19 protein-coding genes are annotated in these 21247 nt (G+C 71.3%); 9 read left to right on the top strand and 10 right to left on the bottom strand.

Translation table 11 applies throughout. From position 1 onward, the window contains the following. The first annotated feature begins 22 nt into the window (after positions 1-22). Positions 23-232, top strand: a complete 210-nt coding sequence (locus H5965_RS43160; protein WP_003071237.1) for a helix-turn-helix domain-containing protein — start codon at positions 23-25, stop codon at positions 230-232. Here H5965_RS43160 and H5965_RS43155 read toward each other — a convergent pair. Both H5965_RS43155 and H5965_RS43150 read right to left on the bottom strand, forming a co-directional pair. Next, on the bottom strand, positions 219-1571 hold the full coding sequence (locus H5965_RS43155; protein ID WP_310977089.1) for a glycosyltransferase 87 family protein: 1353 nt from the start codon (positions 1569-1571) through the stop codon (positions 219-221). The genes H5965_RS43160 and H5965_RS43155 overlap by 14 nt on opposite strands. Before the next feature lie 32 nt (positions 1572-1603). Continuing rightward, a complete protein-coding gene (locus H5965_RS43150; RefSeq protein ID WP_310977088.1) occupies positions 1604-2458 on the bottom strand; it encodes an LLM class flavin-dependent oxidoreductase in 855 nt (284 codons plus the stop codon). 72 nt (positions 2459-2530) lie between these two features. On the opposite strand from H5965_RS43150, the gene H5965_RS43145 reads away from it, so the two are divergent. After that, on the top strand, positions 2531-2962 hold the full coding sequence (locus H5965_RS43145; protein ID WP_310977087.1) for a MarR family transcriptional regulator: 432 nt from the start codon (positions 2531-2533) through the stop codon (positions 2960-2962). A 98-nt stretch (positions 2963-3060) separates the two neighbouring features. Beyond that, complete coding sequence (locus H5965_RS43140) at positions 3061-4932, top strand: ABC transporter ATP-binding protein (RefSeq protein ID WP_310977086.1); 1872 nt, start codon at positions 3061-3063, stop codon at positions 4930-4932. A gap of 105 nt (positions 4933-5037) precedes the next feature. On the opposite strand, the gene H5965_RS43135 is transcribed toward H5965_RS43140, so the two are convergent. Both H5965_RS43135 and H5965_RS43130 read right to left on the bottom strand, forming a co-directional pair. Further along, positions 5038-6204, bottom strand: coding sequence for a serine hydrolase domain-containing protein (locus H5965_RS43135; protein WP_310977085.1), 1167 nt, complete (start codon positions 6202-6204; stop codon positions 5038-5040). A gap of 108 nt (positions 6205-6312) precedes the next feature. After that, entirely contained in the window at positions 6313-7041 is a 729-nt protein-coding gene (locus H5965_RS43130; protein WP_310977084.1) for an SIS domain-containing protein, read from the bottom strand. 117 nt (positions 7042-7158) lie between these two features. Here H5965_RS43130 and H5965_RS43125 point away from each other — a divergent pair, with 117 nt between their 5' ends. From H5965_RS43125 to H5965_RS43110, 4 genes are all read left to right on the top strand, one after another. Further along, a complete protein-coding gene (locus tag H5965_RS43125; protein WP_310977083.1) occupies positions 7159-7851 on the top strand; it encodes an alpha/beta fold hydrolase in 693 nt (230 codons plus the stop codon). Positions 7852-7946: 95 nt separating this feature from the next. Next, positions 7947-9203, top strand: a complete 1257-nt coding sequence (locus H5965_RS43120) for a cyclopropane-fatty-acyl-phospholipid synthase family protein (RefSeq protein ID WP_310977082.1) — start codon at positions 7947-7949, stop codon at positions 9201-9203. A gap of 89 nt (positions 9204-9292) precedes the next feature. Continuing rightward, a complete protein-coding gene (locus H5965_RS43115; RefSeq protein ID WP_310977081.1) occupies positions 9293-10486 on the top strand; it encodes an LCP family protein in 1194 nt (397 codons plus the stop codon). 38 nt (positions 10487-10524) lie between these two features. Continuing rightward, positions 10525-11055, top strand: a complete 531-nt coding sequence (locus H5965_RS43110; protein WP_310977080.1) for a GNAT family N-acetyltransferase — start codon at positions 10525-10527, stop codon at positions 11053-11055. Here H5965_RS43110 and H5965_RS43105 read toward each other — a convergent pair. The 4 genes from H5965_RS43105 to H5965_RS43090 form a co-directional block, all read right to left on the bottom strand. After that, positions 11052-11513 carry a peroxiredoxin gene (locus tag H5965_RS43105; RefSeq protein ID WP_310977079.1) on the bottom strand — a complete coding sequence of 154 codons (462 nt, stop codon included), beginning with the start codon at positions 11511-11513 and terminating at the stop codon, positions 11052-11054. The genes H5965_RS43110 and H5965_RS43105 overlap by 4 nt on opposite strands. A 73-nt stretch (positions 11514-11586) precedes the next feature. Beyond that, the gene (locus H5965_RS43100; protein ID WP_310977097.1) at positions 11587-13404 is read right to left on the bottom strand and encodes an EAL domain-containing protein; all 1818 of its coding nucleotides are present in this window, start codon (positions 13402-13404) and stop codon (positions 11587-11589) included. 237 nt (positions 13405-13641) lie between these two features. Beyond that, complete coding sequence (locus tag H5965_RS43095) at positions 13642-15102, bottom strand: cytochrome P450 (protein ID WP_310977078.1); 1461 nt, start codon at positions 15100-15102, stop codon at positions 13642-13644. 18 nt (positions 15103-15120) lie between these two features. Next, positions 15121-16092 (bottom strand): AraC family transcriptional regulator, encoded by a 972-nt coding sequence (locus tag H5965_RS43090; RefSeq protein WP_310977077.1) that lies wholly within the window; start codon positions 16090-16092, stop codon positions 15121-15123. 81 nt (positions 16093-16173) lie between these two features. Between H5965_RS43090 and H5965_RS43085 the strand changes: the two genes are divergently transcribed. Both H5965_RS43085 and H5965_RS43080 read left to right on the top strand, forming a co-directional pair. Next, positions 16174-16572, top strand: a complete 399-nt coding sequence (locus H5965_RS43085) for a pyridoxamine 5'-phosphate oxidase family protein (protein WP_310977076.1) — start codon at positions 16174-16176, stop codon at positions 16570-16572. Continuing rightward, positions 16572-17027, top strand: coding sequence for an NUDIX hydrolase (locus H5965_RS43080; protein ID WP_310977075.1), 456 nt, complete (start codon positions 16572-16574; stop codon positions 17025-17027). Before H5965_RS43085 ends, H5965_RS43080 begins: the two co-directional genes overlap by 1 nt. A gap of 48 nt (positions 17028-17075) precedes the next feature. Here the strand turns inward: H5965_RS43080 and H5965_RS43075 are convergent, their stop codons facing one another. Together H5965_RS43075 and H5965_RS43070 are read right to left on the bottom strand one after the other, a co-directional pair. After that, positions 17076-18149, bottom strand: a complete 1074-nt coding sequence (locus H5965_RS43075; RefSeq protein ID WP_310977074.1) for a ribonucleotide-diphosphate reductase subunit beta — start codon at positions 18147-18149, stop codon at positions 17076-17078. 16 nt (positions 18150-18165) lie between these two features. Continuing rightward, positions 18166-21069 (bottom strand): ribonucleoside-diphosphate reductase subunit alpha, encoded by a 2904-nt coding sequence (locus tag H5965_RS43070; RefSeq protein ID WP_310977073.1) that lies wholly within the window; start codon positions 21067-21069, stop codon positions 18166-18168. Between the last annotated feature and the right edge of the window lie 178 nt (positions 21070-21247).

The raw sequence follows: 21247 nt of genomic DNA, 5'->3' as shown, positions 1-21247 counted from the left end.
TCTCGGCGGGAAGGCGATCGACGTGGCTGATCTCAAGAAAGGCGCGCGGATCACCGGCAACACGCGCGACAAGCTGGCCGCTGACCTGAAGAAGAAATACGAGAAGGGCTCGAGCATCCGGGCACTGGCGGAGTCGACGGGGCGGTCCTACGGGTTCGTCCACCGGGTGCTGTCGGAGTCGGGCGTCCAGCTGCGGGGGCGCGGCGGGGCCACCAGGGTCAAGAAGAAGTAGTCGCGGACTGCTGCGCGGGGGGCGCAGCGGGAACTTCGGCCACGCGGAAGGCCAGGTGGGCCCCGAGCAGGACCAGCGGGTACACCAGGTAGCCGTACCGGGTGGCCGGGGTGAGCAGGATCAACGCGCCGAGTCCGACGGCGATGCGCAGCAGTGCGGCGGAGCCGTTCGCGGGGGGCCGGCGCACCAGCCAGACGACCATCGTTACGGCCGCGGCGCCGACGAGCCCGAACGCCGCCACCTGCCCGACCGGGCCGGTCTCGGCGATCAGGTGGCCCGGCAGCGGGCTGGCCGCGGGCGATCGCACGGCGCCCATCCCGAGCGGGAACCGGAAGACGTGCTCGACGAACGCCGCCGGATCGACCAGGTACACCGGCAGGTGCAGGGCGGCCGTCGTCGCCACCAGCGCCGCCGCGAACCGGCCCAGTGCCGCCCAGTCGAGCCCGTTCCCGCGACGGACCAGCACGAGTACGGCGAGCACCGCCGCGGCGGGCGCGACGATGAGCTTCGCGCTGACGACCAGCGCCAGCACCAGGCCCGACCAGGCGACCCGCCCGGTGGCCGCGAGCGCGCAGGTGAGCACCAGCAGGCCCACGATGGCCAGGTCCGGCCCGGCCACGGCCCAGGTGAGCGCGGTGAGCGGGCAGGCCAGCGCGAGCTGCGCGGCGCCGACCGGCACCTTCGGCCACTTCAGCAGCTTCAGCGTGCCCAGCACACACGCACCGGCGGCCAGCGCGAACATCCAGCGGGCGTCGGTGAGCGCGTTCGTCAGCGGTGTGCCGCCGAACAGCGCCCGCGGCAGGCCGAAGACCGCCATCACCGGGCCGTAGGGTGTGTAATCGTTTACCTCGGGGGCCCGGCCGAGCGCGCCGACGTCGACGTACGGGGTCCCGTGGTGCAGCAGCAGATCCGCGGACCGCTCGATCACCCAGACCTCGGGCTGCGCGGCCCACGAGAACGGCGTGATCAGCCAGTCCGCCCCGGTCAGGCGGCGAATCACCAGAAGCGCCAACGGGAGGATCATCGCCAACAGCGCGACGGCGACGATGCCGCACCAGCGTGAACCGAGTACGCCACGCGGCGTACGCCCGCTTCGTGCCGACAGCAGCAGGTACCCGCTGTGCACCGCGCCGAAGCCGTACGCCACGGTCGCGAAATTGCCCCAGACGCGGTAGCCGTAGAACTCCGACACCAACGCGGTCGGCAGCGCGAAAGCCAGGCAGGCCAGGTAGAACCCCAGATCCCAGCGCAGGGGCGCGGCCTCTCCGGTGCGCGGCGGCGCCGTGAAGAGCCGGGCCGCGCGCCGCCATGCGGGCGCCTGGCCCACCTCCGTTTCCACGTCGCCAGGCTACCGAGGGCCCGCCGCCCGGTTCAGCCGACGTCTCGCAGGCGGGCGAGCAGCTTCGCGGCCGCTTCGGACGCCGCGACGACGTCTTCGCGGCCGGCGGGCATCAGCACCAGTTCGGTGAAGCCCGCGTCGGTGTAGCTCTGCGTCAGACGCAGCGCGCTGTCCGCATCGGACGGCAGCCGGAACTGGACGGCCCGGCGGATCGACGCCGGATCCCGGCCCACCGCCGCGCAGTGCTCGTCCAGGACGCGCGAAAGCCGTTGCAGCTCGGCGATTTCCGTTCCGGGCAGGGCCGCGTTGAGCCAGACGTCGGCGTGCTCGGCGACGACCCGCAGGCCGCGTTTTTCGCCGCTGCTGCCCAGCCACAGCGGGGGTTTCGGCTGTTGCACCGGTTTCGGGTCGCTGATCGCGCCGGTGAGCGTGTAGTGACGGCCGCGGAAGGTGGCTTCCGGCCGGGTCCACAGCAGACCGAGGATTTCGCAGGTCTCGGCCAGCCGTTCGACGCGTTCGACCGGTGCCGGCGTCGGCGTGCCCATCATCGCGTCGGTCAGGGCGTCGCCGCCCGCGCCGAGGCCGACGTCGAGCCGGCCGCCGGACAGGTGGTCGACGGTCGCGGCGATCTTGGCGAAGGTACCCGGGTGCCGGTTGGTGTTGCCGGACACCAGGCAGCCGATCCGCACCCGCTTCGTCACCTCGGCCATCGCGGCCAGCAGGCTCCAGCCGTCGAAGACGTCGCCGGTGCGGTCGGGGCCCATCGGCGCGAGGTGGTCGAACACCCAGCAGCCGTCGAAGCCGGCGTCGTCGGCGATCGCCCAGATCTCGCGGAGGGCGGCGATGCCGAGGTGCTGCTGCGGGGGCTTGAGCCCGATGGTGGTCATGGGGAGCTCCTGATAGTCAGTCAAGAAAATCATCAGTTAAACTGACGATCAGCGTAGGTGTAGAGTCTGTGCGTGTCCAGCGCGCCCCTCGTCGTCACCCAGCGGCTCGGTTACCTGCTCAAGCACGCCCAGCTGCGGCTCGCCGAACTGGCCGAGCCGCTGTACGCGCCGCTCGGCGTCACCGGGCGGCAGCTCGCGCTGCTCACGCTCTTCGGGGACGGGCCGGCGCAGTCGCAGCAGGACGGCGCGGCCCGGCTCGGCGTGGACCGGACGACGATGGTCGCGCTCGTCGACGAGCTGGAGGCCAAGGGCCTGGTCCGGCGCGAGGTCGCGCCGGGGGACCGGCGCAAGCGCCTCGTGCTGCTCACACCCGAGGGGGAGCGGGTTCGCGAGGCGGGCGTGGAGGTCACGCGGCAGGCGGAGGCGCTCCTGCTGGAGCCGCTCTCCGCCGAGGATGCCGAGCGGCTGCGCGCCGCCCTGCACCGGGTTGTTCGCGCCGAGTGAACGACCTCGGGAAGCAAACGGGCAACGGGGGCGTTGTCCAGGTCATATCCGGCGAAAACCTCGGCTTATCTAGAGGTTTCTGATCCTGGGGGTTTCCCGTGGACAACATGTGGGGGCTGTGGAGCTCGGCGATGCGCGCCGGCGACGCGCCGAAGGCGCTCACCCGCGGCACGCTGAAACGCGTGGCGCGCTTCGCCCGGCCGCACTGGCGGCGGCTGCTGGCTTTCCTCGTGCTCACCGTGGTTTCGGCGGTGCTCGCCGTGTCGACGCCGGTGCTGGCGGGCAAGGTGGTCGACGCGATCGTCGGCGGCCACGACGTCGCCGTCGTGGTCTGGCTCGCCTTGGTGATCGCCGTGCTGGCGATCGCCGACGCCGGGTTCGGCCTGATCGAGCGGTGGCAGTCCGCGCGCATCGGCGAGGGCATCATCTACGACCTGCGGCGCGCGGTCTTCGAGCACGTGCAGCGCATGCCGATCGCGTTCTTCACGCGCACCCGCACCGGCGCGCTGGTCTCGCGGCTCAACAACGACGTCATCGGCGCGCAGCGGACGTTCACCGCGACGCTGTCCGGGCTGGTCACCAACGTCATCCAGCTGGCGCTGTCGCTGGCCGTCATGCTGACGCTGTCCTGGCAGGTCACCCTGATCGCGCTGGTGCTGCTGCCGATCTTCGTCATCCCCGCGCGCCGGCTCGGCCGCCGGATGGCCGGGCTGCAGCGGGAAGCCGCGAACCTCAACGCCGGGATGACCACGCAGATGACCGAGCGGTTCTCCGCGCCGGGCGCGACGCTGGTGAAGCTGTTCGGCCGTCCGGTGCAGGAGGCGGACGACTTCGGCGTGCGCGCCGGGCGCGTCCGGGACATCGGCGTCCGGACGGCGATGCTGACCCGCTGGTTCATGACCAGCCTGACCCTGGTGTCGGCGCTGGCGCAGGCGCTCGTCTACGGCCTCGGCGGGTACCTGGCGCTGACCGGGGCGCTGGCCCCCGGCACCGTCGTCGCGCTGGCCCTGCTGCTGACCCGGCTCTACGCGCCGCTGACCGCGCTGGCCAACGTGCGCGTCGACGTCATGACGGCGCTCGTGTCGTTCGAGCGGGTCTTCGAGGTCCTCGACCTGGAGCCGATGATCAAGGAGAAGCCGGGCGCGCGGGCGCTGGCTCCGGCGGGCGGGGTTGCGGTCGAGTTCGCCGACGTCCGCTTCGGCTACCCGGCGGCGGACAAGTACTCGCTGGCGTCGCTGGAGGACGTCGCCACGCTCGACCACCGCGGCGGCGAAGAGGTGCTGCACGGGATCTCGTTCCGGGCCGAGCCGGGGCAGATGGTCGCGCTGGTCGGGTCGTCGGGGGCGGGGAAGTCGACGATCGCGTCGCTGCTGCCGCGGCTCTACGACGTCGACTCCGGCTCGGTCCGGCTGTCCGATGTGGACGTCCGGGAGCTGACTTTCGCTTCGCTGCGGGAAACCGTCGGCGTCGTGACCCAGGACGGGCACCTCTTCCACGACACGATCCGCGCCAACCTGGCGTACGCGCGTCCCGGCGTCACCGACGACGAGATCTGGGAAGCCCTGGAGCGGGCCCGGCTCGGCGAGCTGGTCCATTCCCTGCCGGACGGCCTCGACACGACGGTCGGCGAGCGCGGCTACCGCCTCTCCGGCGGCGAGCGCCAGCGGCTGACGATCGCGCGTCTCCTGCTGGCCCAGCCCAAGGTGGTGATCCTCGACGAGGCGACCGCCCACCTGGACTCCGAGTCCGAGGCGGCGGTCGGCGAGGCCCTGACCCACGCCCTCGCGGGCCGCACGGCCCTGGTCATCGCCCACCGCCTCTCGACGGTCCGCGCGGCCGACCAGATCCTCGTCCTCGAGCACGGCGAGATCGTCGAGCGCGGAACCCACGACGAACTCCTCGCCGCCGGCGGCCGCTACGCCACCCTCCACGCAACCCAGTTCGCCGACGAGGAACCCGCCATCGCGTGATTGGAGGGTCATCACGCGTGATTGGAGGGTCAGCTCACGTGATTGGAGGGTCGACACGGTGCAAGTGCCGTGTCGACCCTTCAATCACGCGTGTCGACCTCTGGATCACGCGTGTCGACTCTCCACGCACGTGTAGAGGGCGGTGACCAGGGCCATTTTGCGGGGGTCGTCGCGGATGAGGGGGCCGAGCTGGTTGAGGGTGTAGCCGAAGGCGATGCCGTTTTCCGGGTCGGCTCCGCCGGTGGAGCCGCCGAGGCCGTCGTGGCCGAAGGCGGTGGGGTTGGGGCCGAAGCCGCGGGCGTCGCTGCCGAGGTAGAAGCCCAGGCCCCACTCGTTCGGGAGGCCGAGGATCGCGTCGATCTCCTTGCCCTGGCTTTCGCGGGCCCGGGCCAGCGCGGCCGGGGACAGGAGGGTGCCGTCGGCGATGGCCGCGTAGATCGTGGCGATCGCGCGGGCCGTGCCGTGGCCGTTCAACGCCGGCATGACCGCCTGCCGCCAGGCCGGGTCGTTGGCGTCGTGGCCCTGGACGCGCGGGTTCATCAGTGCGGCCTGCGCGACCGGGCCCGCCGCCGCGAACGCCGTGGCCAGCGCGTTCGCCATCTCCTCGGTCAGCACGGGATCGACCAGGGTCGCGCAGCGGTCGAGGTCGGCCGCGGACGCGAGGCCGATCGAGAAGTCCGCGCCCAGCGGCCCGGCGACCTGCTCGGCGAAGAACTCGCGGATGCCCTGCCCGGCGACCCGCTGCACGACCTCGCCGACGAGCCAGCCGTAGGCCAGCGCGTGGTAGCCGCCGGCGGACCCGGGCTCGGTCAACGGTTCCTGGGCCGCGTACAGCGACGTCATCAGGTCCCAGTCGTAGAGCTCCTCGATCGCCACCGGCCGGTCCAGCCCGATCCCGGGCACGCCGGAGCGGTGCGACAGCAGCCACCTCACCGGGATGTCCGACTTCCCGGCCGCGGCGAACTCCGGCCAGTACTTCGCGACCGGCGCGTCGACGTCGAGCTCGCTCGCGTCGGCGAGCCGGTGCGCGCACAGCGCCGTCATGCCCTTGGTCGTCGACCAGACGTTGGCCAGGGTGTCCGGCTGCCACGGCCGGTCACGCTCCGGACCGGACCACCCGCCCCACAGGTCCACCACGACCTCGCCGTCGCGGACGGCGGTGAAGGCGGCCCCCAGCTCGCCGCGGGAGCGGAAGTTCTCCTCGAAGGCCGCGCGCACCGGTTCGAAGCCGGGTGCGCACTCGCCGTGCACCGTCGCCGTGGCACTGTCCATCGGACCTCCTCCGGGAGCGACCGGTTCACACCGACCAGTCGGTATGTCGACGCTAGAACCGCCGGGCACGCGGCGTCAAGACGTGCCCGGCCGGTGCTTGTTCACCAACTAGCGCAGGCGGGGGACGATTTCACCGTACTTCGCCAGCAGCCCGGCGTTCGCCTCGTCGCCACCCTCCACATTGGAGCTCCGCCACAGCGGGACGTCGAGGCCTTCGGCCGTTCCGCGGTCGTAGACGTCGGCGAGCACGAGGTTCCACAGGAACGCGTTGACCACAGTGGACAGCGGGGCGGTGCGCGGCGCGTCCGGCGGGTAGCTCGCGTCACCCGGGACGACGAGCGAGTCCAGCACGACCGTGCCCTGCTCGACCAGCGTGCTCGACGACCGCCGCGGCGCCGCGGCCACGCACGCCCGCGACGTCACCGCGATCACCGCCGCACCCCGCTTGCGCGCCTCGATGCACAGCTCGACGGGGTAAGGGTTGACGCCGGACGTCGAGAACACCACCAGCACGTCGTCCGGGCCCGGCGCGCGCTCGGCCAGCACCTCGGCGGCCAGGCCGCTGCGCCGCTCGGTCTGCGTGCTGGGCACCGCGCCGTGCAGCGGGAGCAGCTCCGGGTGGTAGAGCGGGTAGACGCAGGCCAGCCCGCCGGCCCGGTAGAACGTCTCGGCGACCGCGGCCAGCGAGTGCCCGGCCCCGGCGGTATAGACCAGTGCGTCGGCCCGGATCACCCCCAGCACCAGGTCCGCCGCGGCCCGCACCGCTTCGGCGTTGGCCCGCTCGACTTCCGCCAGCTGTCCGGCGACGCTGCCTGCGATGTCCGTGGCGCTCACCACACCCACCCTTCCGTCGGGGATCGGGCGCCGAATCTACCGTGCGGACCACTTCGCGCGGTGGAATAGCCGGGTGGGGGACCGAGGTTGACCCGGATGCGGGGGAAGAGGAGGACGCGGGTGGTCGAGGTGGATCCGGCGGTGTCCGTGTGGAAGGCGCGCGGGCGGACCCGGGCCGTCGTGCTCGTGCTGCACGGCGGCGCCGAGCGGGGCACGGGCAGCGTGCCGCCCTGGAAGCTGGCCTACGTGCGGATGGTTCCGATCGCGCGCGCCCTGCACCGCGCCGGCCGTCGGGACGGCGTCGAGGTGCGGCTTCTGCGCAACCGCCGCTACGGCTGGAACGCACCCTCCGAAGACCCGATCGAGGACGCCCGCTGGGCCCTCGCGCGCATCCACGCCGATCACCCGGGCCTGCCGGTCGTGCTGGTCGGTCACTCGATGGGGGCACGGGTCGCGCTGCGCGTGGCCGACGACCCGGCCGTGCGCGGGGTGTGCGCGCTGGCGCCGTGGACGCCGCGGGGCGAGCCGGTGGAGGCCGTCGCCGGGCGCTCGGTGCTGATCGTGCACGGCACCCGCGACCGGATGACGAGCCCGGCGGAGTCCCACGCCTTCGCCGAACGGGCCGCGGGCGTGGCCGCGCGGGTCGCCCGGTTCGAGATCACCAACGAAGGCCACGCGATGCTGCGCCGCGCCCGGGTCTGGACCCGGCTGACCGTGGCGTTCACCCTGGACCTGCTCGCCGGCGACGACGGCGGGACCCTCCGCGGGGCGTGGGCCGCCACCGGGCCCGAGCGGCTGCGGATACCGGTGTGAACACGCCCCGAACAGGGCATTCGCCGAGACGCGCCGCGGGGGTGCGGCGACTAGGATCGATCACCGGCGAACCTGGCCGGCCGGAGGGAGTACCCGTGACCACTTCGAGCGCTGACCGGGCGTCGGCCCGGGACGTCCCGGACGGGACCCGGTGGCCGGGCCTGGCCACCCCACCGCACTCCGCGCTGCGCGCGCGGATCGCCGCCGCGCTGTTCCGCCGCGCGGTCCGCCCGCTCGACGTCCGGGTGAGCTTCCCGGACGGCACCGTGCTCGGCGCCGGCGGCCCGGAGTCACCCGAAATGCGGATCCTGCGGCCCGAGGCGTTCTTTCACCGCCTCGGTGTCGACGCCAAGATCGGCTTCGGCGAGTCCTACATGGCCGGTGACTGGACCGCGTCCGACCTCGCCGAGGTGCTGACGCCGTTCGCCGAGCGGATGGCCACGCTCGTCCCGCCGGCGCTGCAGAAGTTCCGCCGGCTCGCCGAGCGGACGCAGCCGCCGTCGGAGGAGAACACCCTCGAGGGCGCGCGGGCGAACATCCACCGGCACTACGACCTCTCCAACGACCTGTTCGGCGCCTTCCTCGACCAGTCGATGACGTACTCCTCCGCGCTGTTCGCGCCGGGCGACGACGACCTCACCGCCGCCCAACACCGCAAGATCGACAGCGTGCTCGACTACGCGGGCGTCCGCGACGGCAGCGAAGTCCTCGAAATCGGCACCGGATGGGGTGAACTCGCCATCCGCGCCGCGGCCCGCGGCGCGCACGTGACGTCCTTGACCATTTCGGAGGAGCAGCGCGCGCTGGCCACCGAGCGCATCGCGGCGGCCGGGTTCTCCGACCGCGTCGAAGTGAAGCTGTGCGACTACCGCGAGTCGAGCGGCAAGTACGACGCCGTGGTCAGCGTCGAGATGATCGAGGCCGTCGGCGCGTCCTACTGGCCGGAGTTCTACCGGGTGATCGGCGAGCGGCTGCGCCCGGGCGGGCGGTTCGGCCTGCAGGCCATCACCATGGACCACGACCGGATGCTGGCGGCGTCGCGGGCCTACAGCTGGGTCCACAAGTACATCTTCCCGGGCGGGCTGATCCCGTCGGTGCGCTCGGTCGAGGAGGGCGTCAAGGCGAACACCCGGCTCAAGCTGGCCGGGATGCGCGAGTTCGGCCAGGACTACGCGCGCACGCTACGGTGGTGGCGCGAACGGTTCCTGCACCGCTGGGCCGACATCGCCGGGTTCGGGTTCGACGACGTCTTCCGCCGGATGTGGGAGTTCTACCTGGCCTATTCCGAGGCCGGGTTCCGGTCCGGGTACCTCAAGGTCCACCAGTTCGGCTACGAGGCAACCGGCCGGTAACCGCAACCCGACCCCGGTGCCGGACGTCCTCCTTCCGAGGACGTGCGGTGTACTGACGACGAGAAGTTTGTCCGGATCGGGATTGGGTGATGGTGATGACGTACCGTGGCGACGACGGCGGGCGCCGGATGCCGCCGGCCAGCCGCTCCCGGGACCACCAGCGCGCGCAGATGATGCCGCTGCCCGGGCGGGGCCGGAGCCCGTACGACGAGCGCACCCGCCCGATGGGGACCCGCGAGCCCGAGTACGCCCCGCCGCCTCCGCGGCAGGACCCGCCGCGCCGTCCGGTCCAGGACGACTACCCGCCGTCCCGGCCGCCCCGCCGGCGCCGCTGGAGCTTCGGCAAGGTCCTGGGCGCCCTGGTGCTCGTCTTCGTCGTCTTCCTCGCCGGCATCTGGATCTACCTCGAGTTCTCCATCAAGCGCGTCGACGCGCTGGCCGACTACTCGGGCCGCCCGGTGGCCGCGGCCGGCACCAACTGGCTGATCGTCGGCTCGGACAGCCGCGAAGGCCTGACCGCGGAGGACGAGGAGCGGCTCGCCACCGGCGACGTCGCCGCGGCGGGCGGCGGGCAGCGCACCGACACGATCATGGTCGCGCACATCCCGGACAACAGCACCAAGCCGACGCTGCTGTCGCTGCCGCGCGACTCGCAGGTGTCGATTCCCGGGCACGGCAAGAACAAGATCAACGCGGCGTTCTCGCTCGGCGGCCCGAAGCTGCTGGCGCAGACCGTCGAAGGCGCCACCGGGCTGCACATCGACCACTACGCGGAGATCGGCTTCGGCGGGTTCGCCAAGATCGTCGACGCGATCGGCGGGGTCGACATGTGCATCGACAAGGACATGAACGACACGATGACCGGCATCGACATCAAGGCGGGCTGCCAATCCCTGGACGGCCGGTCGGCGCTGGGCTTCGTGCGGATGCGGCACAGCTCGGCGACGCCGCGTTCGGACCTCGACCGCGTCGCCAACCAGCGCAAGTTCATCGGCGCGCTGGTCAGCCAGATCGCCAGCCCGGGCACGCTGCTGAACCCGTTCGACTTCTTCCCGCTGCTGTCCTCGGCGCCGGACGCGCTGACCATGGATTCGGGCGACCACGTGCACAACCTGGCCGGCCTGGCACTCGCGATGCGCGGGATCTCCTCCGGGGGCGTGGTGACCACGACGGTGCCGGTGACCAGCGGGTCGGCGGAGAACTGGGACAAGGCCAAGTCGAAGCAGCTGTTCGACGCGCTGAAGAACGACACCGACGTGCCCGACAGCGTCATCGTGAATTGAGTCGCGCCTGACCTCCCGGCCGGGGCACCATGAAGTGCATGGAAGCCCCGGCCGAGACCTACCGCGACGGTGACCTGACGCTGACCCGCTGGCACCCGGGCGACCGCCCGACGCTGACGGAGGTCGTCAGCGGGTCGCTGGCGCACCTCAGCCCGTTCCTGATCTGGGCCGCCGGCGGCTACACCGACGACGACTCGGCGGAGTTCCTCCGGCTGACCGCGAAGCGCTGGGAGAGCGGCGAAGCGTACGAATACGCGGTGCGGCTGGGCGCGGAGGTGGCCGGCGGCATCGGCGTGATGACCCGCGACGGCGGCGTCGAGATCGGCTACTGGCTCGCGGCCGGGTTCGTCGGCCGCGGCCTGATGACCCGCGCCGTCACGCTCCTGACGGACGAGGCCTTCCGCCTCGGCGCCGGGTACGTCGAGATCAAGCACGACGAGCGGAACGTCCGAAGTGGAGCGGTGCCCGCCCGGCTCGGCTTCACCGAGGTGCGCACGGAACCGGCGGAGAAGCCGCTGGCGCCGTCGTGCACGGGCACCAACCACGTGTGGCGGCTGACTCCCCGCTAGGAGACCTTGTTCCGCTCCCGCAGCACCTTGAGCGCCTCGTCGGCGTGGACGGTGAAGTTCAGCTCGCTCTTGATCTTCGCGATGACCTTCCGGTCTTCGCCGATGACGAAGGTGGCGCGCTTGGTGTGCAGCGGCACGAGTTTGCGCCACACGCCGAACTGCTTCGCGACCACACCCTCCACATCGGACAGCAGCGGGTAGTCGAAGCTGTTCGCCTCGGCGAAGGAGCGCTGCTTGGTGATGGCGTCCGGGCTGATGCCGACGCGGTGCGCGCCGACCGCCGCGAACTCCGCCGCGAGGTCGCGGAAGTGGCAGCTCTCGGCGGTGCAGCCCCCGGTCATCGCGGCCGGGTAGAAGAACAGGACCACGGGCCCGGTGGCCAGGAAGTCCGAGAGCGTGCGCTCCTGGCCCCGGTCGTCGGGCAGCGTGAAGTCGGGGGCGAGGTCTCCGGCGTCCATGGACGTCCCTTCTCGTCGGCGGCAGAACCCATCCTGCCGGTCGTTCGGAGCCGCCGGGACACCGGCTTGGTCCTCACTTCCGCGGGTGCCGCGCGATCAGCTCGTCGACCTCGTCGCCCGTCGCCGAATCGGCCACGAACGGCCCCCGCGCCGCGACCACTCCCAGCTGGCGCAGCCGGGCCGCCTGCTCGTGCGTGCGCACGCCCTCCGCCCCCACCTTCAGGTGCAGCTCACGGGCCCGGGTGATCAGCTGGGTCAGGTGGCGCAGGTCGGACTCCGCCGGCTCGTCGGTGTCCAGCGCGTCGACGACCGGGCCCGACAGGATGACGTGCCGGACCGGGAGGCGGTGCTGCGGGATCAGCTCCAGGTCCGCCGAGCCCGAAATCGTCAGCACCAGCTGCGCGCCCAGGTCGGCCAGCACCGCCAGGGAGTCCAGGACTTCGCCGCGCGGGTCCAGCATCGACTCCCGGTCGGTGCACAGCCGCAGCGCCCGCGCCGGGAGCTCGTGCTTGTCCAGCTGCTCCTTCACCAGCAGCACCAGGTCCGGGTCGATCGCCAGCCGGGTGGGCAGCCGGACGCAGACGTCCGGGGCCGCGTCGCCCAGGCGCGTGCGCCAGCGGGCCGTCGCCGCCAGGGACTCGGCGAGGAGCCAGCGGCCCAGCGGGACCGTCATCCCCGTGGTCTGGGCCAGCGGGTAGAACTCCTCGGAGCCGAGCTCGCCCTTCTCCGGGTGGTTCCACCGCAGCCCGGCGTTGACCGCCGCGAGCTCGTCCGGCCGCGACAGCTTCACCGTGGGCTGGTAGACCAGCGAGAATTCGCCGTTCTCCAGCGCGCCGGCGATCACCGCGCCCAGCTGGTAGCGGCCGCGGTCGCGGGCGTCGAGCTCCGGGTCGAACAGCATCCACTGCGCCTTGCCGGCCTCCTTGGCCCGGTGCAGCGCGATTTCCGCCGCCCGCAGCAGTTCCGCTGCGCCGCCCTCGACCGCCGCGCGCACGACGATGCCCGCGCTCGCGCTGACGCCGATGCCGTGCCCGCCCAGGTAGATCGGCTCGTTGAGGTCCTCCAGGGCCCGCTCGACCAATCCGATGACCTCGGTCGCCGCCAGCTCGCCGCGCAGCAGCACCGCGAAGCCGTCGCCGGACAGCCGGGCGACGAACCCGTCGTGGTGACCGGTGAACACCGCCGAGAGCTTGTTCGCGACCCCGCGCAGCACCTGGTCGCCGACCCCGGCGCCGAGCCCGTCGTTGATCACCTTGAAGCCGTCGACGTCGAGGTAGATCAGCGCGATGTCGTCGCGGGCGCCGGCGCCGAGCGCCGCCTCGAGCTTGGTGGTGAACGACGACGCGTTGGGCAGCCCGGTCAGCGGGTCGTGCACGTTCTGGTGCAGCAGCCGCTCCTGCAGCAGGTGCAGCTCGTTCGCGTCCGACACCATCAGCACCGGGTAGATCGAGCCGGGCCGGTCGCCGGGCAGCCGGGCGAGCGTCACGTCGGTCCAGAGCTGCCCGTCCTCGGTGTGGTCGAGCAGCATCCGCTCCTGGTAGCGGTCGCGCCCCGCGCGCACCTGCTCCAGGCCGGCCGCGAGCCGCGAGACGTCGTGGTCGGTCGAGCCGAGGCCGGTGATGTGCCTGCCCCGCAACCGTTCTGGCGAGCAGCCGAGCAGCTGGCCGAGCGCGAGGTTCGCCTCGACGATGGCGCCGTCGGGGTCGGCCAGCGCGATGCCCATCGGCGAGGCGGCGTACAGCGCGGTGAACCGCAGCAGGGCGCCGTCGTGCTGCGAGCCGGCTTGGTCGACCGCGTCGTGCGCGACCTCCAGCAGGAGAGCTTCGAGCTCTTCCGGGGGAAGCGTTACTCCTTTGGTGTCGGCCAACGTCGCCGCCCACCGCCGCGCCACGTCCAGTAGCCCTGACGCGGCACCGGGTTCAGGCACACTCCACCTCTTCACGCACAGGTATGGCCAGGTCGGACACGGTGTCGGGGATCATGAAGCCACACCAGGCAGCCTTCGCCCACGATCGATGCCACGCCATCATGTGTGTCACGGGGTGTCTACCGGCTGAACGAGTGAACGAATGTCCACAAACGGTAACTTTTCGTTACCTAGTGTATGCGGCGGTAGATGGTGGCCGGGTCAGCGACGGGTCAGGTGGACCGGCAGACCGTCCGCGGGCACCGGCAGCGAGACGTAGTCCCAGCGCGCGGTGTAACTCTCCGGAACCGACCAGCGGTAGGCGCGCAGCAGTTCGTGCATCAGCAACTTCACCTCGAGACCGCCGAAGTGGAGCCCGATGCACTTGTGCGCGCCGCCGCCGAACGGCATCCACGCCATCCGGTGCGACTTGTCCTCGCGCCGCGGTTCGGCGAAGCGCTCCGGGTCGAATGCGAAGGGGTTCGTCCAGCACTCGGGCGTGAAGTGGTTGATGGTCGGCGAGACGCCGACGAGCGTGCCCGCGGGGATATAGTGGCCGAGGACCTCGGTGTCCTTGACGGTCTGGCGGGTCAGCGACGGCACCGGCGCCACCAGCCGCAGCGCCTCCTTCATCACCAGGTCGAGGGTTTCCAGCTGTTCGACGGCTTCGATGTCGAGGACGTCGTCGCCGAGGGCCAGGGACTCCGCGCGGGCGCGTTCCTGCCACTCCGGGTGCTTGGCCAGGTAGTAGGCCATGGCGCTGCTGGTGATGGTGGTCGTGTCGTGCGCGGCCATCATCAGGAAGATCATGTGGTTGACGATGTCGGTGTCGGAGAACCGGTCGCCGTCCTCGGTGGTGGCCTGGCAGAGCGCGGCGAACAGGTCGTCACCGCCCGAACGCCGTTTGGCGGGCAGGGTTTCGCCGAAGTAGCGCTCCAGGACCCGGCGCCCGTGCAGCCCGGCCGACCAGCGCCCGCCCGGCACCGGGAAGCGCACGAAGGCGGTGCCGGCCCGCACGCAGCTGACGAACGCGCGGTTGATCCGGGCGGCGTCGGCGCCGCTGGGCATGCCCATGAACACGCGGGTCGCGACGTCGAGGGTCAGCTGCTTGAGCGCCCAGTACAGCCGCGGCCGTTCGCTCGAGCCCCAGCTCGCGACACCTTCGCGCAGTGCGGGACCCATCTCGCCGACGTAGCCGGTCAGCCGCGGGCGCGTGAAGGCCTCCTGCATGATCCGGCGGTGCAGGTGGTGCTCGCCGAAGTCCATCAGCATCAGGCCGCGCTCGAAGAACTTCTCGATGAAGAACTTCCAGCCTTCCTGCGAGAACGCCTTGTCCTTGTTGACGAGCGCGATCTGCGTCGCCTCGGGCCCGGACAGCGCGACGATCCGGCGGCCGAACCCGCCGGTCCAGGAGACCGGGCCGTAGAGCTCGTGCCGGCGCAGGCCGAACGCCGGGCCGAACCGCATCATCTCCAGCATGTGCCCGACCACGGGCGGGCCTTCGTCGCCGAGCACGGGCTTGAGGCCGCTGCCCGCGGGAGGCGTCGCGAGTTCCTTGACGGGCCAGCGCGATCGAAGCCACCGTTCGTCGACCTTGGGCGGCAGGGGGAGAGCGGTCAGGGGCGGCACGCGTTCGCGCAGTGCTTCGGCGGCTCGGCTCACGGTGCCCGGCAAGGTGACCATCTCCTGCGTCGAGATCGGCTATCCCTCCACGATGCACCCTTGTTGACGCTCTGACAACACCTGGGACGCCGTCTTTTCGGGTGGAGCCGGGCGCCGGTGCTCGCTCGGCGTGACACCGCGGACCCGTTTGAACGCCGCGCTGAACCCGAACGGGTCGGCGTACCCCACGGCGCGCGCCACCTCCGCGACGGTTGCGCCCGGCCGCTCGGCCAGCAGGTCGGCGGCAAGCGCCATCCGGCGGCGGGTGAGGTAGGTCAGCGGCGGTTCGCCGACGAGCTCGGCGAACCGCTTGGCCAACGTCGAGCGCGCCACCCCGGCCCGCTGGGCCAGGGCGGCGACCGTCCACGGCGCCGCGGGTTCGTCGTGCAGCAGGCGCAGCACGGGGCCGGCCACCGGATCGCGCTGGGCGCTCCACCACGCCGGGGGTTCGCCGCCCGGCCGGTCGAACCAGGCGCGCAGCGTGCAGACGAGCATCCAGTCGAGCAGCCGGTCGAGCACGACCTGCTGCCCGGGCGTGTCGGCGGCCACCTCGGCCGCGAGGTGGTCCAGGACGGCGTCCCCGGTGCCGCCGCCGTCGACGCGCAACACCGGCGGCAGGGCGTCCAGCAGCGGGCGGCTGACCTCGCCGCCGGCCGGGTAGGCGCCGACGATCAGCGTGGTCGGGCCGTCGCCGTCGTCGCGCCAGCCGCGCCGGTGCCGCGTCCCGCCCAGTTCGGGGGCGGCGCAGTACTCGCCGCACGCAACCGGTTCGGCGCCGGTGCCGAGCTCGTCGACGAAGGTGAAGGTGCCCGGTCCCCGCACGACGACGGTGTCGTAGGCGGTCAGCGGCTCGGGTTCGCCCCGCTCGGGGACGATCCACCCGCCGCCGGAGAGCGCCGTGCACAGGGTCAGCGGGGCGCCGTCGACGAAGTGCAGGGAGAACGGCGGGGTGAGGGCGGAGCTGCCGAACAGCGAGCCGTGGGCCCGCACGCCGCGGAAGAGGTCGTCCACGGTCGTGAGGGTAGACGAATGGACAGGGATTCCGGTGTTTCACCCATGGGATCGTCCGGCCGGCTCCGGTTCACTGGGCACATGCTGACTTCCGACGACCTCGAGTTCCTCCGCCGTCCCCTGCACGGGTTCCTGACCGTGGCCGGCGCCGAGCCCCGCCCGGTCTGGTTCGAGGCGGCCGACGACGGCACGATCCAGCTGTTCTCGGAGCCGGACGCGCCCAAGGTGCGCCGCGTCCGCCGCGATCCGCACGCGTCGATCGTGGTGGCGGCCCCGGTGGGGGAGCGCGAGCGCTGGGTTTCGGTGGCCGGCCGCGTTTCGATCGAGCCGGACGGGGCGCAGGAGCTGGCGCAGCGCTTGGCGGCGCGGTATTGGGACCTCGACGACCCGGACCGCGCGGCCGACGCGAAGGCGATCCGGGACACGGAGCAGGTGAGGTTGGTGCTGCACCCGGAAACCGTGCGGCGCTACGCGTTCTGATGGCCGGGCTCCCGCTCCGGGACCGGGCGGGGAACGTGCTGCTCGCGGTGCGGTGGGTCGCCGAAAGCGAGTTGCCGCCCGTGGCCGCCTCGCTGGTCGTGGTCCGCCACGCCGGCGCGGTGCTGATGATGTTCGACAAGCGCCGCGGGCAGTGGGAACTGCCCGGCGGGATGCGGGAACCCGGGGAGACCGCGCGCGAGGCCGCGGCCCGCGAACTCGCCGAGGAGACCGGCATCCACGACGTCGCGCTGACCTTCGCCGCGGTGGCCGAGTTCGACCTGGCCGATCCCGGGCGGCGGGAGTTCCTCGCCGTCTACCGCACCGAGCTCGCCACGGCGCCCCGGCTCGTCCTGAGCGAGGAAGGACTCGGCTTCCGGTGGTGGTCGCCGCGCGAGGCCGTCGATCCGGACCTGAGCCCGTTGGATGCGGAGCTGGCCACGCGGGCGACGACGTGAAACGGCCCCGCCTCGGCGAACCGGGGCGGGGCCGTGTGCTTCAGGGACTCAGTCCCAGTCGAGCGCGCCGCCCGACTGGTACTCGATGACGCGGGTCTCGAAGAAGTTCTTCTCCTTCTTCAGGTCCATCGCCTCGGACATCCACGGGAACGGGTTCTCCGTCTCCCCGAAGATCGGCGCCAGCCCGATCTGCTGCGCCCGCCGGTCGGTGATGAAGTGCATGTACTGCTCGCACAGCTGCGCCGACAAGCCGAGCATGCCGCGCGGCATCGTGTCGCGGGCGTACTTGACCTCCAGCTCGCACGCCTCCTGCAGCATCCCGCGCACCTCTTCCTGGAACTCGGGAGTCCACAGGTGCGGGTTCTCGATCTTGATCTGGTTGATGCAGTCGATGCCGAAGTTCAGGTGGATCGACTCGTCGCGCAGGATGTACTGGTACTGCTCGGCGATGCCGACCATCTTGTTCCGGCGGCCCAGCGACAGGATCTGCGCGAAGCCGGTGTAGAACCACATGCCCTCGAAGATCACGTAGAACGCGACGAGGTCACGCAGGAACGCCTGGTCGGCCTCCGGCGTGCCGGTCTCGAAGTCCGGGTTCTCCAGGTTCTGCGTGTACTTCAGCGCCCACGCGTCCTTGTCCGAAATGGACGGGACCTCGCGGTACATGTTGAACAGCTCGCCCTCGACCAGGCCGAGGCTCTCGCAGATGTACTGGAAGGTGTGCGTGTGCACGGCCTCCTCGAACGCCTGGCGCAGCAGGTACTGGCGGCACTCGGGGTTGGTGATCTGCCGGTACACCGCGAGCACGATGTTGTTGGCCACCAACGACTCCGCGGTCGCGAAGAAGCCGAGGTTGCGCTTGAGCATCTGTCGCTCGTCCTCGGTGAGGCCGTCGGGCGACTTCCACAGCGCGATGTCGGCCTGCATGGCGACCTCGGTCGGCATCCAGTGGTTGTTGCAGCCGGCCAGGTACTTCTCCCACGCCCACTTGTACTTCATGGGCAGCAGCTGATTGACGTCGGCGCGCGCGTTGATCATGCGCTTGTCGTCGACGTTGATCCGGGCGGCGCCGACCTCGATCTCCCCGAGGCCGGTCGCGTCCGTCGTCTCCACGTTGGTCATCTGTGCAGGGATTCCTTTACTGGCAGGCTTCGCAGTCGGGGTCGTCGATGCGGCAGGCGGCGCCTTCGGTGGCCACGAAGTCGACGTCCGGCTCCGGCTTGGGCGACGGAGAGGGCGACGGGGCCGGAGCCGGGGCAGGCGCGGGAGCCGGAGCGGCCGCGGCCGGAGCCGGGGTGGCCGAGACGGCGTTCAGCTTGCCGTCGGTGCCGCGCAGGGTGCTCTTCTCCACGTGCGTCGCGGACTGCGCCCGCAGGTAGTACGTGGTCTTGAGGCCCTTGTGCCACGCGTAGCGGTACAGCTGGTCGAGCTTGCGGCCGCTCGGCGCCGCGATGTACAGGTTCAGCGACTGCGCCTGGTCGATCCACTTCTGGCGCCGCGAACCGGCGTCCACCAGCCACTTCGACTCGATCTCGAACGCCGTCGCGTACAGCGCCTTCAGGTCGTCCGGCACGCGGTCGATCTGGCCGAGGCTGCCGTCGAAGTACTTGAGGTCGCTGACCATGACCTCGTCCCACAGCCCGCGCGCCTTGAGCGAACGGACCAGGTGCGGGTTCACCACGGTGAAGTCGCCGGACATGTTCGACTTGACGTACAGGTTTTGGAACAGCGGCTCGATCGACTGGCCGACCCCGCAGATGTTGGAGATCGTCGCGGTCGGCGCGATCGCCATCACGTTGGAGTTGCGCATGCCGACGGTCTTGACCCGCTCGCGCAGCGGCGCCCAGTCCAGCGTCGTGGACAGGTCGACGTCGAGGTTGTCACCCTGGCGCGCGTCGATGAGCAGCTGCATCGAGTCGATCGGCAGGATGCCCTTGCTCCACAGCGAGCCTTCGAACGACTGGTACTGGCCGCGCTCCTCGGCGAGGTCGGTCGACGCCGAGATCGCGTAGTAGGAGATGTGCTCCATGCTCGTGTCGGCGAACTGCACGGCGGCCTCCGACGACAGCGGCAGGCCCAGCTCGAACAGCGCGTCCTGGAAGCCCATCAGCCCCAGCCCGACCGGGCGGTGGCGCAGGTTGGAGCGGCGCGCCTCCGGAATCGTGTAGAAGTTGATGTCGATCACGTTGTCCAGCATGCGGACGGCGGTGCGCACGGTCTTCTCGAGGCGCTTCGTGTCGAGGCCCTCGGGGGTCACGTGCTTGAGCAGGTTCACCGAGCCGAGGTTGCAGACCGCGACCTCTTCGCTATTGGTGTTCAGCGTGATCTCGGTGCACAGGTTGGACGAGTGCACGACGCCGACGTGCTGCTGCGGCGAGCGCAGGTTACACGGGTCCTTGAAGGTGATCCACGGGTGGCCGGTCTCGAACAGCATGGTCAGCATGCGGCGCCAGAGGTCCACCGCGCGGACGCGCCGGAACACCTTGATCTCGCCGCGCTCGGCGGCGGCCTCGTACTCGCGGTAGCGCTGGGAGAACTCGTTGCCGTAGAGGTCGTGCAGGTCCGGGGTCTCGTTCGGCGAGAACAACGTCCACTGCGCGTCAGCCTCGACACGGCGGAGGAACTCGTCCGGCACCCAGTTCGCGGTGTTCATGTCGTGGGTGCGGCGGCGGTCGTCACCGGTGTTCTTGCGCAGGTCGAGGAATTCCTCGATGTCGACGTGCCACGTCTCGAGGTACGCGCACGCCGCGCCCTTGCGCTTGCCGCCCTGGTTGACCGCGACGGCGGTGTCGTTGGCGATCTTGAGGAACGGCACGACGCCCTGCGACTGGCCGTTGGTGCCCTTGATGTGCGCGCCGAGGCCGCGGACCGGCGTCCAGTCGTTGCCGAGGCCGCCCGAGTACTTCGCCAGCAGCGCGTTGTTCTTGTACGCCTGGAAGATGGAGTCTAGGTCGTCGTCCACCGTGGTCAGGAAGCAGGACGACAGCTGCGGGCGCGTGGTGCCCGAGTTGAACAGCGTCGGCGTCGAGGCCATGAAGTGGAAGCTCGACAGCAGCTCGTAGAACTCGATCGCGCGGGCTTCGCGGTCGTCTTCCCGGATCGCGAGACCCATGGCGACGCGCATGAAGAACGCCTGCGGCAGCTCGAAGCGGGTGCCGTCGTGGTGCTGGAAGTACCGGTCGTACAGCGTCTGCAGGCCGAGGAAGCCGAAGTCGAGGTCACGCTCGGGGCGGATCGCGGCGGTGATCTTGTCCAGGTCGAAGCGCTGCAGCTCGCCGTCGACCAGCTCCAGCTCGATCGCGCGGCGCAGGTAGGCGCGGAAGTACGCCGGGTACTCGGCGGCCATCTCGTCCTGGCTGGCCTGACGCGGCTTCTGCGCGAGGTAGCTCAGCGCTTCCCCGCGCAGCTTGTCCAGCAGCAGGCGGGCGGAGACGTAGGAGTAGTTCGGCTCCTGCTCGACCAGCACGCGGGCGGCCATGATCTGGGCCAGGGCGAGCTCGTCGGCGCTGATGCCGTCGTAGAGGTTGCGCTTGGTCTCGGCCAGCACCGGCTCGGCCGTGACGTCGTCCAGGCCGGCGACGGCCTCGCCCACCACGTGGGAAACGCGGGCCCAGTCGAGCGGGCGCAGGACGCCGTCGGTGCCCTTGACGTTCAGCGCGGCCTCGGTCGCGGCCGGCTTCGCGGCCTCGCGGGCCTTCGCGCGCTCCTCGCGGTAGAGGACGTAGGCGCGGGCGACCTTGTGGTGCTCACCGCGCATCAGCGCGAGCTCGACGATGTCCTGGATCTGCTCGATGTGCAGGGCGGTTTCGGGGCCGGCGTGACGCAGCAGGGTGGTCTCGACCTGCTGGGTCAGCTCCGCGACGACGTGGTGCACGCGGGAGGACGCGGCGGCGTCGCCGCCCTCGACCGCGAGGAACGCCTTGGTCAGCGCGACCGAGATCTTCCCGGCGTCGAACGGCGACACGCTGCCGTCCCGCCGGATGACCCGGATCGCGGTGGGTGAGTCGGCAGCGGACGGCCGCTGACCGGTTTCGACTGACATGCGTGTCTCCAAGTTTTCGGGCGCGTTCGATCGCCACACGGCCTCGCGAGGCCGTGCGCTGCGGTTTCTCCAAAGCTGCCCGGCGACCCTCCGCAGCGGTCTCCCCGTCGCTGGGGGCTGCCGGTGTTGAGAGACTACATGTAGGGGTCGGGGTGCGCACGGGACCCCAGATGGCGTG

The sequence above is a fragment of the Amycolatopsis sp. 505 genome, assembly GCF_031625235.1.
Lineage (GTDB): Bacteria > Actinomycetota > Actinomycetes > Mycobacteriales > Pseudonocardiaceae > Amycolatopsis.
The sequence above is the reverse complement of the archived record's forward strand: the minus strand, read 5'-3'. Positions and strand labels throughout refer to the sequence as shown.

Bases quoted from the DNA above. Each gene is read 5' to 3' on its own strand.
- H5965_RS43080 (WP_310977075.1), top strand. From the start codon at position 16,572: ATGGCCGGGCTCCCGCTCCGGGACCGGGCGGGGAACGTGCTGCTCGCG.
- H5965_RS43105 (WP_310977079.1), bottom strand. From the start codon at position 11,513: ATGGACGCCGGAGACCTCGCCCCCGACTTCACGCTGCCCGACGACCGG.
- H5965_RS43115 (WP_310977081.1), top strand. From the start codon at position 9,293: ATGGTGATGACGTACCGTGGCGACGACGGCGGGCGCCGGATGCCGCCG.
- H5965_RS43150 (WP_310977088.1), bottom strand. From the start codon at position 2,458: ATGACCACCATCGGGCTCAAGCCCCCGCAGCAGCACCTCGGCATCGCC.
- H5965_RS43135 (WP_310977085.1), bottom strand. From the start codon at position 6,204: ATGGACAGTGCCACGGCGACGGTGCACGGCGAGTGCGCACCCGGCTTC.
- H5965_RS43070 (WP_310977073.1), bottom strand. From the start codon at position 21,069: ATGTCAGTCGAAACCGGTCAGCGGCCGTCCGCTGCCGACTCACCCACC.
- H5965_RS43110 (WP_310977080.1), top strand. From the start codon at position 10,525: ATGGAAGCCCCGGCCGAGACCTACCGCGACGGTGACCTGACGCTGACC.
- H5965_RS43085 (WP_310977076.1), top strand. From the start codon at position 16,174: ATGCTGACTTCCGACGACCTCGAGTTCCTCCGCCGTCCCCTGCACGGG.
- H5965_RS43095 (WP_310977078.1), bottom strand. From the start codon at position 15,102: ATGGTCACCTTGCCGGGCACCGTGAGCCGAGCCGCCGAAGCACTGCGC.
- H5965_RS43075 (WP_310977074.1), bottom strand. From the start codon at position 18,149: ATGACCAACGTGGAGACGACGGACGCGACCGGCCTCGGGGAGATCGAG.